The sequence below is a fragment of the Phytobacter ursingii genome, assembly GCF_001022135.1.
GTDB lineage: Bacteria > Pseudomonadota > Gammaproteobacteria > Enterobacterales > Enterobacteriaceae > Phytobacter > Phytobacter ursingii.
In genome coordinates this window covers 2,166,147-2,178,347 of record NZ_CP011602.1, presented here as the reverse complement: position 1 = coordinate 2,178,347, position 12,201 = coordinate 2,166,147, and the positions used below count along the sequence as shown (strand labels likewise).

At 48.3% G+C, this 12,201-nt stretch carries 14 protein-coding genes and 3 pseudogenes; 10 read left to right on the top strand and 7 right to left on the bottom strand.

Annotated elements, in window-relative coordinates:
* Positions 1 to 46: 46 nt before the first annotated feature.
* A pseudogene (locus AB182_RS13745) lies at positions 47 to 493 on the bottom strand (hypothetical protein); the annotation flags it as partial.
* On the opposite strand from AB182_RS13745, the pseudogene AB182_RS31420 reads away from it, so the two are divergent.
* Positions 488 to 1,156: pseudogene (locus AB182_RS31420) on the top strand (IS3 family transposase); the annotation flags it as partial. The pseudogenes AB182_RS13745 and AB182_RS31420 sit on opposite strands and share 6 nt — an antisense overlap.
* Positions 1,157 to 1,260: 104 nt before the next feature.
* On the opposite strand, the gene AB182_RS13735 reads toward AB182_RS31420, so the two are convergent.
* The 4 genes from AB182_RS13735 to AB182_RS13720 are packed head-to-tail and all read right to left on the bottom strand — an operon-like array spanning position 1,261 to position 2,813.
* Positions 1,261 to 1,596: a hypothetical protein gene (locus AB182_RS13735; protein ID WP_047370583.1), complete on the bottom strand. Its 336-nt coding sequence runs from the start codon at positions 1,594 to 1,596 to the stop codon at positions 1,261 to 1,263.
* 34 nt (positions 1,597 to 1,630) lie between these two features.
* Positions 1,631 to 1,990, bottom strand: coding sequence for a hypothetical protein (locus tag AB182_RS13730; protein ID WP_047373292.1), 360 nt, complete (start codon positions 1,988 to 1,990; stop codon positions 1,631 to 1,633).
* A 14-nt stretch (positions 1,991 to 2,004) separates the two neighbouring features.
* Entirely contained in the window at positions 2,005 to 2,532 is a 528-nt protein-coding gene (locus tag AB182_RS13725; protein ID WP_047370582.1) for a hypothetical protein, read from the bottom strand.
* Positions 2,533 to 2,543: 11 nt separating this feature from the next.
* Positions 2,544 to 2,813, bottom strand: a complete 270-nt coding sequence (locus tag AB182_RS13720) for a helix-turn-helix domain-containing protein (RefSeq protein ID WP_047370581.1) — start codon at positions 2,811 to 2,813, stop codon at positions 2,544 to 2,546.
* A 120-nt stretch (positions 2,814 to 2,933) separates the two neighbouring features.
* Here AB182_RS13720 and AB182_RS13715 point away from each other — a divergent pair, with 120 nt between their 5' ends.
* The 5 genes and pseudogenes from AB182_RS13715 (at position 2,934) to AB182_RS13695 (ending at position 6,268) form a co-directional block, all read left to right on the top strand.
* Positions 2,934 to 3,419 (top strand): hypothetical protein, encoded by a 486-nt coding sequence (locus AB182_RS13715; RefSeq protein WP_223883602.1) that lies wholly within the window; start codon positions 2,934 to 2,936, stop codon positions 3,417 to 3,419.
* 415 nt (positions 3,420 to 3,834) lie between these two features.
* Positions 3,835 to 4,254 carry a DUF2787 family protein gene (locus AB182_RS13710; RefSeq protein ID WP_039079231.1) on the top strand — a complete coding sequence of 140 codons (420 nt, stop codon included), beginning with the start codon at positions 3,835 to 3,837 and terminating at the stop codon, positions 4,252 to 4,254.
* 119 nt (positions 4,255 to 4,373) lie between these two features.
* Positions 4,374 to 4,835 (top strand): hypothetical protein, encoded by a 462-nt coding sequence (locus tag AB182_RS13705; RefSeq protein WP_052958954.1) that lies wholly within the window; start codon positions 4,374 to 4,376, stop codon positions 4,833 to 4,835.
* Between the two features lie 2 nt (positions 4,836 to 4,837).
* Positions 4,838 to 5,290 carry a RadC family protein gene (radC, locus tag AB182_RS13700; RefSeq protein WP_047370580.1) on the top strand — a complete coding sequence of 151 codons (453 nt, stop codon included), beginning with the start codon at positions 4,838 to 4,840 and terminating at the stop codon, positions 5,288 to 5,290.
* Positions 5,291 to 5,336: 46 nt separating this feature from the next.
* Positions 5,337 to 6,268: pseudogene (locus AB182_RS13695) on the top strand (tyrosine-type recombinase/integrase).
* Positions 6,269 to 6,670: 402 nt separating this feature from the next.
* Here the strand turns inward: AB182_RS13695 and AB182_RS13685 are convergent.
* A protein-coding gene (locus AB182_RS13685) for an IS3 family transposase (RefSeq protein ID WP_120785350.1) occupies positions 6,671 to 7,821 on the bottom strand; the annotation gives its coding sequence in 2 pieces (ribosomal slippage) (positions 6,671 to 7,563 and positions 7,563 to 7,821; 1,152 coding nt in all).
* 25 nt (positions 7,822 to 7,846) lie between these two features.
* Entirely contained in the window at positions 7,847 to 8,098 is a 252-nt protein-coding gene (locus AB182_RS13675) for a hypothetical protein (protein WP_047370578.1), read from the bottom strand.
* A gap of 324 nt (positions 8,099 to 8,422) precedes the next feature.
* Here AB182_RS13675 and AB182_RS13670 point away from each other — a divergent pair, with 324 nt between their 5' ends.
* The 4 genes from AB182_RS13670 to AB182_RS13655 all read left to right on the top strand — a co-directional run bounded on the left by AB182_RS13670 (position 8,423) and on the right by AB182_RS13655 (position 12,006).
* Positions 8,423 to 8,614: a helix-turn-helix transcriptional regulator gene (locus AB182_RS13670; RefSeq protein ID WP_047370577.1), complete on the top strand. Its 192-nt coding sequence runs from the start codon at positions 8,423 to 8,425 to the stop codon at positions 8,612 to 8,614.
* A gap of 11 nt (positions 8,615 to 8,625) precedes the next feature.
* Positions 8,626 to 9,117 (top strand): hypothetical protein, encoded by a 492-nt coding sequence (locus AB182_RS13665; protein ID WP_047370576.1) that lies wholly within the window; start codon positions 8,626 to 8,628, stop codon positions 9,115 to 9,117.
* Positions 9,118 to 9,199: 82 nt separating this feature from the next.
* The gene (locus tag AB182_RS13660) at positions 9,200 to 10,045 is read left to right on the top strand and encodes a hypothetical protein (protein WP_047370575.1); all 846 of its coding nucleotides are present in this window, start codon (positions 9,200 to 9,202) and stop codon (positions 10,043 to 10,045) included.
* Positions 10,046 to 10,878: 833 nt separating this feature from the next.
* Complete coding sequence (locus tag AB182_RS13655; RefSeq protein WP_223883600.1) at positions 10,879 to 12,006, top strand: hypothetical protein; 1,128 nt, start codon at positions 10,879 to 10,881, stop codon at positions 12,004 to 12,006.
* Positions 12,007 to 12,201 lie beyond the last annotated feature (195 nt).

The following is a 12,201-nucleotide window of genomic DNA, read 5'->3' as shown; positions in this document are numbered from 1 at the left end:
ATTTACATTAACTTAAAATGGGTCAAAGGTAAAACTGTTATCAACATCATTGAAAGTATACTAATCCTATCTCGCGGAGCACACAGCTGTATGCAATGGATGATCTTTTCCTGCCAAAACTAACCTCAACAACATTATCAGGGGCGTCTTTGCCGGATTGGATGATTTCATACTCAATAAAATCCACCCATTTCAGAAATATATTTCGTAGCATCTGACCGAGTTGATAGGTTCTGATCAGTCGGTCCTTGGGAACATGGTTCAGCAGTAGCTCAATCAACCATTCAGGTGCGTCCAGATACTCAGCACAACCAGTTGTAACACTGCGGCGTAGGTCGTGTGGTGAGAAGGGGGCTGCTTCTGCCACATATTTTATTCTCAAACGTTCAAGCGCGCGGGTTATGGCAACACCAGTGACGGGAAAATCCGGTTTGCTGAGGGATTCAAATACCCAACATCCTTCTGAAATGATGCGCGGTGTTTTCAGTATGGATTCCGGCGGGTTCGCGGCGATCTGAACGAAATCGGGGAAAGCTGCGGCAAAAACCGGGTGGGTCGTATTATGCAACTGAACCGGATCAAAGCCGTGCGCGGCTATAAGGCACCACGCCGTATCGCCGGCAGACCTTCCGTGTTGACCCAAATCGCGTGCAGCGGCAGTTTACTGCTACCCTGGCCAATCAGGTCTGGGTCACCGATATTACTTATATCTGCACTTGGCAGGGATGGTTGTATCTGGCGGTGGTTATCGATCTCTTCGCCCGTAACGTGGTCGGCTGGTCGATGAAACCCACTCTCTCACGCGAACTGGCGCTCGACGCGCTTATGATGGCCGTCTGGCAGCGAAAACCGTACGGCGAGGGCATCGAGCACTCAGACTAGGGCAGTCAGTATGGCAACGACGACTAGCAACGGTTCTGTCGGGCAATAATCTGGCACCCAGTATGAGCCGGTGCGGCAACTGCTGGGATAATGCGGTGGTCGAATCGTTCTTCAGTTTGCTGAAAAAAGAATGGATCAGAAAACGCATATATAAAACCCGGGATCTGGCCCGGGCGGATATCTTCGATTACATTGAAGTCTTCTATAATCGGGCCAGTTGCCACAGTCATCTCGGCGGCGTCAGTCCGGGGCCTTCGAACAGGCCTCGTCGTGAGGACAGAATTTGTCTACGGTTGTGGGGTCGCTCCAATCATGTTCAATAGGTAAATGCCAAGATAACTCTCTCCACGCTACTTGGTATCCTTTGCCGTTTAACTATCATAAGCCATATACGTTTATATAAAACTGCCCTTTGCCATCCTCTGTTTTCTGTACCCGGTACGTAATAGGCAATGAATCTTTCATGTTTGGTTTGGCGAAAGTTAAATCAGCTGCGCACTGATAAACATCAATACCCGACTCATGACTTACCGTCCTGACGTTCTCGACAGAAATACGCACATCCTTATCCAGGGTCATTCCTTTCTCTATCGTTTTCCGTGCTATATCAACGACCAGGTTCTTAGCGTCATCACTATTGCATTTGGGTGTCTTATCGCCGCAGCCCACTATTAAATTCGCTGCAATCAGTACCAGAAGTATATTTATTTTCATTTGTTTTTTTCCTTCAAATCAAAGTGCCGTTTTATTATTTTTTGCCGTATTGACCATCCATTGCGCCTGCTGCCGAAGCCCCGCAATATCCTTCGCAACCACGAGTCATTACGCTGGTTTTTCCATTATTCATTTCACTGAGCACAGCAACACACTGGCTGGAACTATCATTCCAGATCCAACGGCGTTTCTGATTCTCACCAGCAGCTATTTGTTGTGCTGTACCGTCCATGTTGCAGGTCCCTGCGCCATTTTTGGCTGATGCGTTGATACTGAACTCCGCATTACCGTTCCCAGGCTTTAGCGTTAAGACTGCACCGGGCTTAGCGTATTGGGCTGCGATTGCCGGGAGGACTAAGGCTGTCAGTACTAATGCAGTAACAATTCTCTTCATCATTAAATATCCTGTTAGCTGATACGAATGTTTTTGGTGATTTTCCCCAGTGCCAGCGGCCTGCGTTTTTCCACAAAGAAATACACAACGTTGAAAGCTGATTTACGGTGATTCCCCCGACCCAGGGAGGGCCAGTTACGGAAAGATTCAATCTGTTCTTCTGAATAGGGCGTGTCAGAGAAGTCAAACAGGACAAGCAGGGCTTTGCCGTCGTGCTTCATCAACTTCTTTACTTCCGTGCTGTTTACGGTTGCGGAAACATTGGAACGAGCTGCTGTTGGCTTACGGACTGCAAACTCAACGGCCACATCGTCAATCACAAAATCAATGAAACCATGCCCGGATACCGTTCCTGGTAGCCTGCTTTTGACTTCTGGTGAGACGTTATCCGCAAACCAACCCAGCAGATAGCAGCGTACTAATGGCAGTAGTTCCCGCTCGCTACATTCATTCAGACGCAGCGTTTTCACAAATTCACGCCGGTAAAGGGAACTGAAAAAATACTCAAAACATTCCGTTATTTCTGTAATGGTCGTCGCCATTCTTGTCTTCCTTACTTGCTTTGCCGCGCTGACTTAAGGGCATATCGTTCCGGCCATAAGCTCTCCGGCGTAGTTTCCAGAGCATCTGCGATAATACGTTCCGCACGAGGGTAATGGCGCTCCAGAGCATTGTTCAGTGTGCGGGGAGCGAGTCCATGGCTGCGTGAAAGGGCTGCAAGAGTAAGCCCGCGTTTATGCAGCGCCGCCACAATATCGGCACGATGCCAGTTCCCGGAACTTCCGTTGCCCCGGTTTTTCTGCGATGCTGTTGAGTTACGCACTGTATTAACTCCATGGAATCAGTACACAGATATTAAATGCAAACAAAAGATACCTTTCAAGTATTTTTATTATCTTTTTATGGTTTTTGAATTAACGCATTGATATTCATGAGAATTTATATGAGTAACGCAAAGGCTAATATGGACAAAAAAACCTTACCTTCCACTGTTGCATATGAATCGGAAGACTGGCTGACTGCTGAAGAATTTACGCGTATTGAAGGGATGCCGGGTACTGCAAGGGGAGCAAGAATGCGCCTTGAAAAGCTGGCAGAGATCCACCCGGAAATCCGGCGTAAGCGAAATGTCGGCAAAGGTGTGGTTTACCATATAAGTGCTGCTGCAATGTCGCTTGAAAACGAACGAAGCAGGGCCAAAGATGACGCATTCAGCGTTGCCGGAGCTGATAAACAGCTGAGTCTGTGGGTTCAGCTTTTCCGTAACATGTCGCCAGCCTCACGTGCATTGCTGATGGAGCAGGCTTTAAAGCAGGTGACAAAAGATTTGGCCAGCCAGCATCAGGATGTTTCTCTCCTGGCTGAACAAATAATGAAACTTCCCCAGGAAGAGCGGGAGCGTTTGCTTGAGCAATTCAAAGACCAGTAATGAACTTATTTACTATGCCGGGATAGCCACCCGATAATAAATAACTTTAACTGGTTACTTTTATTTCCAGCCACGGCAGGCAGGAGGAACCACCCCGGAACCCTGCCCACCTGCCATGGAGGTAAATCAGTATGCCATTCTTCTTTGGAAATAAACATTTCGGTTAATGCATTAATAATGGAAAATTAGTTTCTGAATGAAACTATTTGCTTTATAAGTATATTCCTGGTAAAATGTCATTACTGGATAGTGTCATATTATTCAGTAGCTGACACATAAACTAATTGCCAACTTAATGTTTCATTTTATATCCCTTCTGGCGGGAGGACGTCCATCATCTGAAAATTCAGTACGGGTTAGGTTTAATTAGTATTTGTGTTATCAATCCAAACGCATATTTACCGGAATAAATACAATGAATATTATCCGTCAGGAAGGGCTGTCCATGCCCGTAAGTCAGGAGCTTATTAATATTATACTGGCTGAGCTCAGTAAAAAGCCACCAGTTAAACCGAATATTCGTGCTGTCACATTGCTGTTCAAAGATATCAATTACAGCGCTGAAAATGGTGGGTTTCATCCGGTGGAAATAAGGCTTATTTCCCGCAATGATGAGTGGTATTTCGATTACATCACTGACTTCAAGTATATGGGAACAGACCCGGAGCTGGAAAAGGAAATCGATATCAGCTGGAGCCAGCGCTATGTCTTCCTGTCCTATGCCGGTGATTTACCCCCAGGGGAAGGGCGCGACATTTTTGCACTCTGGCAGAGAAACTTCGTTCATTACCACTTCCTGAATATCTACACCCTCACCGTTATGTGGGAAAGCTAATCCCGCCACACTGACTGCTAATTATGATGGAGACATTATCTGTGACTGCTAACAGAGGGATACACGCGTCTGTACAGGGAGAGCTTGACTGTCTTTGCGGCGCGTACTGTGTGGTGAATATGCTGAGCTGGCTGTATGACGGTCGGGTGAAGCGAAAACCACTCATGAACCGACTTCTTCAGGCCTATCAGCAACGCTGGCCTTTGCATGAATGGCTGACCGAAGGGATAGATGAAAACCGGCTCGACTGGCTGATGGCGCAGGTACTCCGGAAAGGTCACTACCACCGCCAGTTTCCGGTCCAAATCATCAAACCTTTCGAGGGAAGTCGCGGTCTTGTGGAAGGGCGGGTTTTCAGTGAAATGAGGCGGTTTCTGGCGGTCACAGACCACTCCCGCCTGATTATGCTCAGCGACCAGTTTCACTGGTCCCTTGTCACCAGAATGGACGAAGAAACGCTCTGGTTCTTCGACAGCAACGGGCGAACCTCAATGCCCCGCAAAGCTTTCTCCTTACGTGCTGGCGCGGCCCGCCGCCAGTTGTTTCCCGAAGCCATTTATTTCATCGAACGGGAGTTCTGAACATGACGACGTTTACCCTCCGTGAAACCCGCATCCTGGACCAGGCCCGCGACATTATCAGCCGGTGCTACCAGCGTGGCATTCAGCTTTGCTCTCCTGATGATGTACGACGGTGCGTGATGTATGAAATGGCCCTGCTGGAGCATGAGGAGTTTGGCATTATCCTGCTCGATAACCAGCACCAGTTTCTGCATCGCGAAATGCTGTTCAGGGGCTCGTTAAATACGGTCAGCGTTCATCCCCGGGAGGTAATCAAGCAGGTACTCAGGCATAACGCCGCCGCTGTCATCCTTGTGCATAACCACCCCAGCGGTGAGGCTGAACCCAGCAAGTGCGATATCCGGATAACTAAGCGGCTGCAGGAGCTACTGCAAATGCTGGATGTACGGTTGCTGGACCACTTTATTGTGGCCGGTACAGAGACGGTGTCACTGGCTGAACGAGGGCTGGTGTGATGCAGACAGTTACCTGGTTTAATACATGTTATAACAGGTTAAATGCATGAGCAGGGCTGCGCTGCGTCAGGTCGCGCCGGTGGTGGAAACCACCGTGCTGGACGCTTATATCAGCGGTCTTGCCCCGTCGGGACGGAGGGGTATCACCAGCCTGTTAAACGCAGCGCCGGCATACTCAAACGCGGTGCGGATGCGGTCAGTTATCCGTGGGAGCAACTTAGCTTCGCCGCTGTCGCTAAAGTACGTGCGGCACTATTGGATGACGGTTACGCCGTGTCGTCGGTCAACATGGCGCTGTCAGCACTCCGGGGCATTGCGCAGACGGCCTTTAACCTCAATTGCCTGGAGGCGGACACGCTTGCCCGTATCCGGGCAGTTAAGCGCGTAAATGGCGATAACCAGCGCAAGGGAAGGGCACTCAGCCGGGAGGAGGTTCGTGCACTCGTCCAGGCTGCTAAACGGCATCCGCAACGTATCCGCTGTTGTCGTGATGCCGCCATTGTAATGACCCTTTGTGGTGCGGGTTTGCGGGCCGGGGAACTGGTCAGCCTTGAACGCCGGGACTATGACAATGGCATTCTTACAGTGAGGCAGGGGAAGGGGCGTAAATACCGGGAGATACACGTTGCGGCAGCGGTAGATAAAGCCATCCGCGCATGGATTAAAGCCAGTGGCTCGAAAGAGGTCGGGGATGCATTGTTTAACCGCATTCAGCGCAACGGCAGGGTTGCCAGCCAGCCGCTGACAACGACCGGTTTAACCGGCATCCTGGCGCAGTTACAGCATGATGCAGGCATAGCGCGTTTTACTCCGCACGACATGCGGCGTACCTTCATTACGCGCTTGTTAGAGCAGGGCGTGGATATCAACACGGTACGCCAGCTGGCAGGGCATGGCGACATATCCACGACTACCCGTTATGACTGCCGTATCGAGAGAGTAAAAAACAGCGCCAGCAGGCAGATTAAGTGCTGGTAACAATACTGGTATCTGTTGGCTATAGACCTTGAAAATATTAAACCTACCTGGCGTTTCTTTTGGCCTTTTTTTCATTTGATTCAATCATTTTTATAACGAGAGCTGAGTTGGAAAGCGTTGCTATATCGTCTTTTTTCCATATGCCTGCTTCAACTACTATTTTACCGCTTTGGCTGTCAAAATACGGTATGCGGATGCCAGCATTATTAAGTTCCCTGGCTATCTTATCAAATGGTTTTCCGTCTAAGTTAGCTTGCCATATCTGATTATAAACGTCGTATAACAGTTTCGAATTTTCATGCTCGCGGGACAAAATATTATCTATGTAATACTGATTAACCAGTTCCGCTATGACTGCGCTTCGTTTCTCTGTGATCCTACCCGCGTAATGTGGACATGGCCCTAAGCGAGGTTCTGGTTTTCAAACTGTTCAGGACTGAGACCGCCACAGGTACTGTGGCGTCTCCAGCGATTGTAGTCACACTCGATATAATTAAACACCGTCGTCCGCATTATTTCCCGACTGACAAAGCGTTCTCCATGGATACATTCCACCTTCAGCGAGTGGAAGAAGCTTTCCGCACAGGCATTATCATAGCAGCACCCTTTCGCGCTCATACTGCCCCGCAGATTATGCCGTTTCAGCAGTCCCTGATAATCCGCTGAGCAGTACTGGCTGCCCCGGTCCGTGTGAACGATAACATTCTGTGGTCGCTTACGTCGCCATAGCGCCATCTGTAAGGCGTCGCACGCCAGTTGTGTTGTCATCCGCGATGACATTGACCAGCCGATAACAGCTCGTGACCACAGGTCGATGACCACCGCAAGATACAGCCAGCCTTCATCTGTACGTAAGTATGTGATGTCTCCGCACCACTTCTGGTTAGCGCCGCCGGCATAAAAATCCTGCTGCAGCAGGTTCTCTGACACCGGCAGGCCATGCTCACGGTAGCTGACAGGGCTGAACCACCGCGAGGCCTTTGCCCGCAGCCCCTGACGGCGCAGGCTGGCGGCAATGGTTTTAACGTTGTACTCCGGCAGTTCGTCAGCGAGACGGGGTGCACCATAAAGCTGTTTTGCCTCAGTGAATGCCTTACGGACAGCAGCATCACAGATGAACCGAAACTGCTGGCGCTGGCCGGGCTGATGGCGGCGCAGACGCCAGGCATACCATCCGCTGCGGGCAATACAGAGCACACGACACATGGCTTTGACACTGAACGTTGCCTGGTGTTTTTCGATGAAGACATACTTCATTTCAGGCGCTTCGCGAAGTATGTCGCGGCCTTTTGGAGGATGGCCAACTCCTCGTCCCGCTCCGCCAACTGGCGTTTCAGGCGCGCATTTTCAGCAGCCAGCTCACTTTCGCGATCTGATGAGGTCATTTGTTGCTGTTGTTTGCTGCGCCAGGCATAAAGCTGTGATTCATACAGACTGAGTTCCCGGGCAGCGGCAGCCACACCAATGCGCTCGGCGAGTTTAAGGGCTTCCTGACGAAATTCAGGCGTGTGCTGCTTACGGGGCTTTTTGCTGGTTAATGCTGGTTTTGTCATGAGTCACCTCTGATTGAGAGTTTACTCACTTAGTTGCGTGTCCACTATTGGTGGGTAAGATCACTGCCGCGTTTTTTTCCTTACGACTTATGGCTGTTTTCTCAGCGATCATCTCCAGCCGCGCTTTGGTTTCTGCCAGCATAGGGATGGGTACAATCTTTCCAAACTTTCTTACTACAAATTTCATCCTTTTTTGCTGTCTCTTCCTGTCGAGGTCCCTTTCCCTTTCTTTTTTCTCCTGCTCCAGTTGCTGCGAAATCATATCGCCATTTGGCATGAGTACATCTCCTAACATTGAACAATGAACTTACCGGCTAAGAACTTACCGGCTAAGCATTCCCCAAAAGGGCCATGATTATCACGATAGGACGGTATCGCAATCGAAATTTTGCATAAGTGATTACTGCATGCTCTTCGCCTGGTCAGTAAATTCGTGATTATCACGATGAGTGTAGTCTGTGCGTGATAATCACGATTTGCAAGGGAAGATAATGACCTTTTACCGTGATTATCACGAAAAAAGTCCGATTTTCGTGAAAAAGAGGCGGTTTACGTGGTTGTAAATAGCAGCGCTCCTGAAACAGCTCAAAGGAGCGCAAGCATGAACACCAATCGTATTCTCCGTAAAAAAGAGGTTCTTTATCTGACCGGGATCTCGGCTCCAACGATGTACCGGCTCATCGCGAAAGGGTCTTTTCCTTTCTCTCGTTCATTGACAGGAGGCCGTGCAGTGGGCTGGTTAGAAAGCGATATTCAAAGTTGGATTAATAGCCGTGTGAAGTCGGAGAAATGAAATGAAATGAAATGAAAAAAATGTCACGTAAGACCCATAACGTTCATCGTTCACGTGTGTCCTGGTTTGAATCTGCGTGTATAAGCGCTGGCTTGTCACATCAGGACATCATCGCCGTATTACAGGAAAGTAAGCGACGAATTAAAAAACTGAACAAAAAATCCGATGTGATCACCGGTGCCTGTTTAGAGTCAGGTGATTTTGACTGTGAAGATCTCGTCAATGATTATGGTGCGTTGGCTTTCAGGCTGGAGGCATGCCGGTATTCACCTTGCCTCAGTAATGCCTGCCCTAAATGCACTACGTTGAAGTCATTCATATTAGCTGATCGCTTCTGGCCCGATATTCCGGGTGTGCCGGCGGTTGTTGCGTCAGGAGGATATGGTCAACATACCATTGAGCAACCATCGCTTAAACGCATACTTAAACTTGATAAAACAGAACTTGAACTGGTTATTCCTGGATACGTTTTTTCCGCGATTCTGGCAAATTTTCGCTCTTAATTAATCATTGATGTGGCTGGTAATAACACTTCCCGCCATGTGATCAGGCGGGAAGACTTAACGTTTGATGAGGGTAACTATAATGAGCAACTTTTTCCTTTTTCGTACTTCAAATCCAGGTTACATACGACACGCATCACCAGAGTTAGAAATATTAAGTAAGTTTCATCCGGGGTTGATCACCCAGCAGGAAGCTGACGCTGAACAACAGCGGCTTATTTACCTTCTGGAAAATTTGAAAACGGGGTATCCAACCTACGAAGCTCTTGCGCAAAAACTGAAGCAATGCAGAAACGAAGCTCCGTGCAAAAGTTTAGTCTGTCCGCATTGTAGACGTGAACGGATGCTCACCTTATTTGCTCTGTGGGAGCCAATGCTGGCCGCTGATGAGGGGTATGCCGGAGTCACGTTGTTTTTTAACCATGACAAACAAACCCGCTTGCCATGGCAAAATACTGAAGTGGCCAGCGAATATATCCATCGAACTAAACAGAGGGTTAGTCGGGTTCTTAACCGCCTGGGATATTCCGGGCCTGTAATTGGAACGTTTAGTCTGGCGCGATATATGTTCGATGAGCAAGAGGAAAGTATTTTTTGGGTCCCGCAATTATGTTTATTGCTACCGAACGATAGCGGCTTAATTAATGGGCTCAAGGATCATATGTCCCGCGGTGGTGGGGCATACATCGATTCACGGATAATAAATATCCCGCTGACCAGGGTAAGGGTTAAGAATTCGGTCAGAATGCTTTCATGCGCCTTAGACTCTGCGTGGTATTCGGTGGAATCTGAGTTGAATGATGAACAGGTGCTGGTTAAGTCCGCTCCGGTGTTACTGAAAGGTAAAGCGCTGGCAAAAAGCTTGCTGGTACTGGACACATTGGGACCCGGAGTGATCTCTTTCACTTATGGGAAGCAACCAAAATAAAGTGCGTCGTTTCGTCAGTGGCAGAGCGTAAGCTCTGCTGATTTGTTGCCGACAGAACTGCAGCGGAGGTACACGTTTTATAATTTTTCATTGCACATTCTCAACGTGTAAAAGTGCAAAGCAAATTAGCCATGCCGTATGTTCTGATGCACTTTAAAATTATAACTGTCCCGGTTTTAGCGTAACTGTATGTTTTAAGCAGCGTCTTAAAGACGCTGCAAAATGCCTGATCCTTGTCGAAGATTCGCGAGTTAGCGTATTTGCGAGGTAGTTTTGCATTTTTGCCAGTGTATTTTCTACACACAATGGGGGGAGCGGTCAGCGAGCACCATTGCCATTGAGCATACTGGAGACATTAGCATAACGCGAGTCTGATCTTCGCCTTCTGGCAGAAAACTAAATGGCGAACGAGCGCAGCGAGTGAGGGAAGGCGTAAGCCTGATCAGGGGAAAGATTTGCGACCGGAGTGGAGCAAATCATGGGCGGAGCCCATCCAACGCAACTGGGGTTTTGACTTTCGAATTGCCCAACGTTGAGTCTGGTGAGTTTGACGGACGCCAGAACGGGGCCCGGATACAAAATAGGATTATCACGTGAAGATTCCAAAGTGGGTTTACGATCGAATTAACGAAATAACGAAGCTCGTGAAGGGTAAAAACAAATGGTCGGTGACGCAGCGGAGAGTATTACGCCAGTTTCTTGCTGATATCTGACTGGGGGAAACAGACGAAGACGGTTGGGTGATATGCACTGTAAGGGATATCCGTAGCGGCTACGCCAGCTTGTTGCGAGAGAGTGACATCTCCTATTTGGGGAAAAACATTAGATCTACATTGGCAGATTTCTTGCCGACACTGCCGGATATTGATTTCCGGAAAGGAAAGGCCAGTAAGAACGTCGACAGGCGCGAAGCTAACGCCTGGCAATTCAATCCACGTCGACCTGAGTCTGCTTTGGGCAAGTTAAACCTGGTAGATGTGGAGACGGGAGAATCTGTTAGTTTTAAAAAGTTGCTTAAAAGCAACGGCAAAGCGCCGAAGCATGTAATTAACCTCGAAAAACGGCAGTCTGAGTTAAAACAACGGGAGAGAGCGTTCCTGGGAAAGGTTGCTCAGGGGCGCATGCACGTGAGTTTTGTTAAAGCACTACGCAGGCGGGAGCCTGATGCCCATTATCGTGCGGGAATACGTAGCCTCAACTACCTCTATAATGGCCGGATAGACGGTGAGTATGTCACTTACGACCATCATTATCGACTAACGTTTGGAGGGAGGTATTACGATCAAGCTTTTCAAAATCTACCCAACGAACTGAAAGCTAAATTTCGCAGCGGGTTGCTCAACTATGATATTGAGGCATGTAATCTGGCATGTCTTAACTATTTGTTCAGGAAGTATGCTGTTGAATACCAGATCAAATCATCGATCTACGCAAAGATGATGAAACATACTGGGTTAACCCGCAAACAATGTAAAAGACTGGTCCATACAACAACCTACAGAGTTGGACGTGTCACTATTGGTGTAAATGATGGACTGGGTAAGGCTATTTGCGAGTGGCTGGATGGTGATGAGAAAAAAGCATTGAAGGTGCTTCGATGGTGGGACCGCTATGTCAGTCCACTGAGAGACAGTCTGGAAATTCTTGTAGACCGAATTCAATGTGAGCACCGTATGAACTGTTCGTCCCCACGTAACTACCACCGGTATGTTAATGAGACAGGTTTGATTATTGATCTTAACGATAAGAAATACCTGCGCGAGAGGAAGCATAATCAGCAATATGCTCGGGATAAGGGACTGCTGGCATTCATGATCTGTGGCGTAGAACAGGCATATATACGAGAAGTTGTACGCCTGAACCCTGGACGTGTATGCATGCTTGATCACGACGGGCTTGTTGCACATGAAGCGCTTGTATTGCCCGATTGGAATGGTTTCACAATGAAAGAGAAAGAGTAAATAACCAGTGAGTCAAGACCTTACATGAGCATCGTATGACATTGCAGCAAACCCCAAGAATAATACATGGCTACGAAAAATATTATCCCGTTCCTTTGAGTGCATGCCCTGCTCAAACTGACATCGGACGGACATAATTCTCAGAGGTACTAAAACATGTGCTTCATTAAATTTTCCGGAACTTTCATGCCTTAC

What these genes read in the sequence shown, in the direction of transcription:
- AB182_RS13660 (WP_047370575.1), top strand. Translation starts at nt 9,200, where the DNA reads ATGAGCAACTTTTTCCTTTTTCGTACTTCAAATCCAGGTTACATACGA.
- AB182_RS13705 (WP_052958954.1), top strand. Translation starts at nt 4,374, where the DNA reads ATGCTGAGCTGGCTGTATGACGGTCGGGTGAAGCGAAAACCACTCATG.
- AB182_RS13665 (WP_047370576.1), top strand. Translation starts at nt 8,626, where the DNA reads ATGAAAAAAATGTCACGTAAGACCCATAACGTTCATCGTTCACGTGTG.
- radC (WP_047370580.1), top strand. Translation starts at nt 4,838, where the DNA reads ATGACGACGTTTACCCTCCGTGAAACCCGCATCCTGGACCAGGCCCGC.
- AB182_RS13715 (WP_223883602.1), top strand. Translation starts at nt 2,934, where the DNA reads ATGAGTAACGCAAAGGCTAATATGGACAAAAAAACCTTACCTTCCACT.
- AB182_RS13725 (WP_047370582.1), bottom strand. Translation starts at nt 2,532, where the DNA reads ATGGCGACGACCATTACAGAAATAACGGAATGTTTTGAGTATTTTTTC.
- AB182_RS13710 (WP_039079231.1), top strand. Translation starts at nt 3,835, where the DNA reads ATGAATATTATCCGTCAGGAAGGGCTGTCCATGCCCGTAAGTCAGGAG.
- AB182_RS13735 (WP_047370583.1), bottom strand. Translation starts at nt 1,596, where the DNA reads ATGAAAATAAATATACTTCTGGTACTGATTGCAGCGAATTTAATAGTG.
- AB182_RS13675 (WP_047370578.1), bottom strand. Translation starts at nt 8,098, where the DNA reads ATGCCAAATGGCGATATGATTTCGCAGCAACTGGAGCAGGAGAAAAAA.
- AB182_RS13730 (WP_047373292.1), bottom strand. Translation starts at nt 1,990, where the DNA reads ATGAAGAGAATTGTTACTGCATTAGTACTGACAGCCTTAGTCCTCCCG.
- AB182_RS13670 (WP_047370577.1), top strand. Translation starts at nt 8,423, where the DNA reads ATGAACACCAATCGTATTCTCCGTAAAAAAGAGGTTCTTTATCTGACC.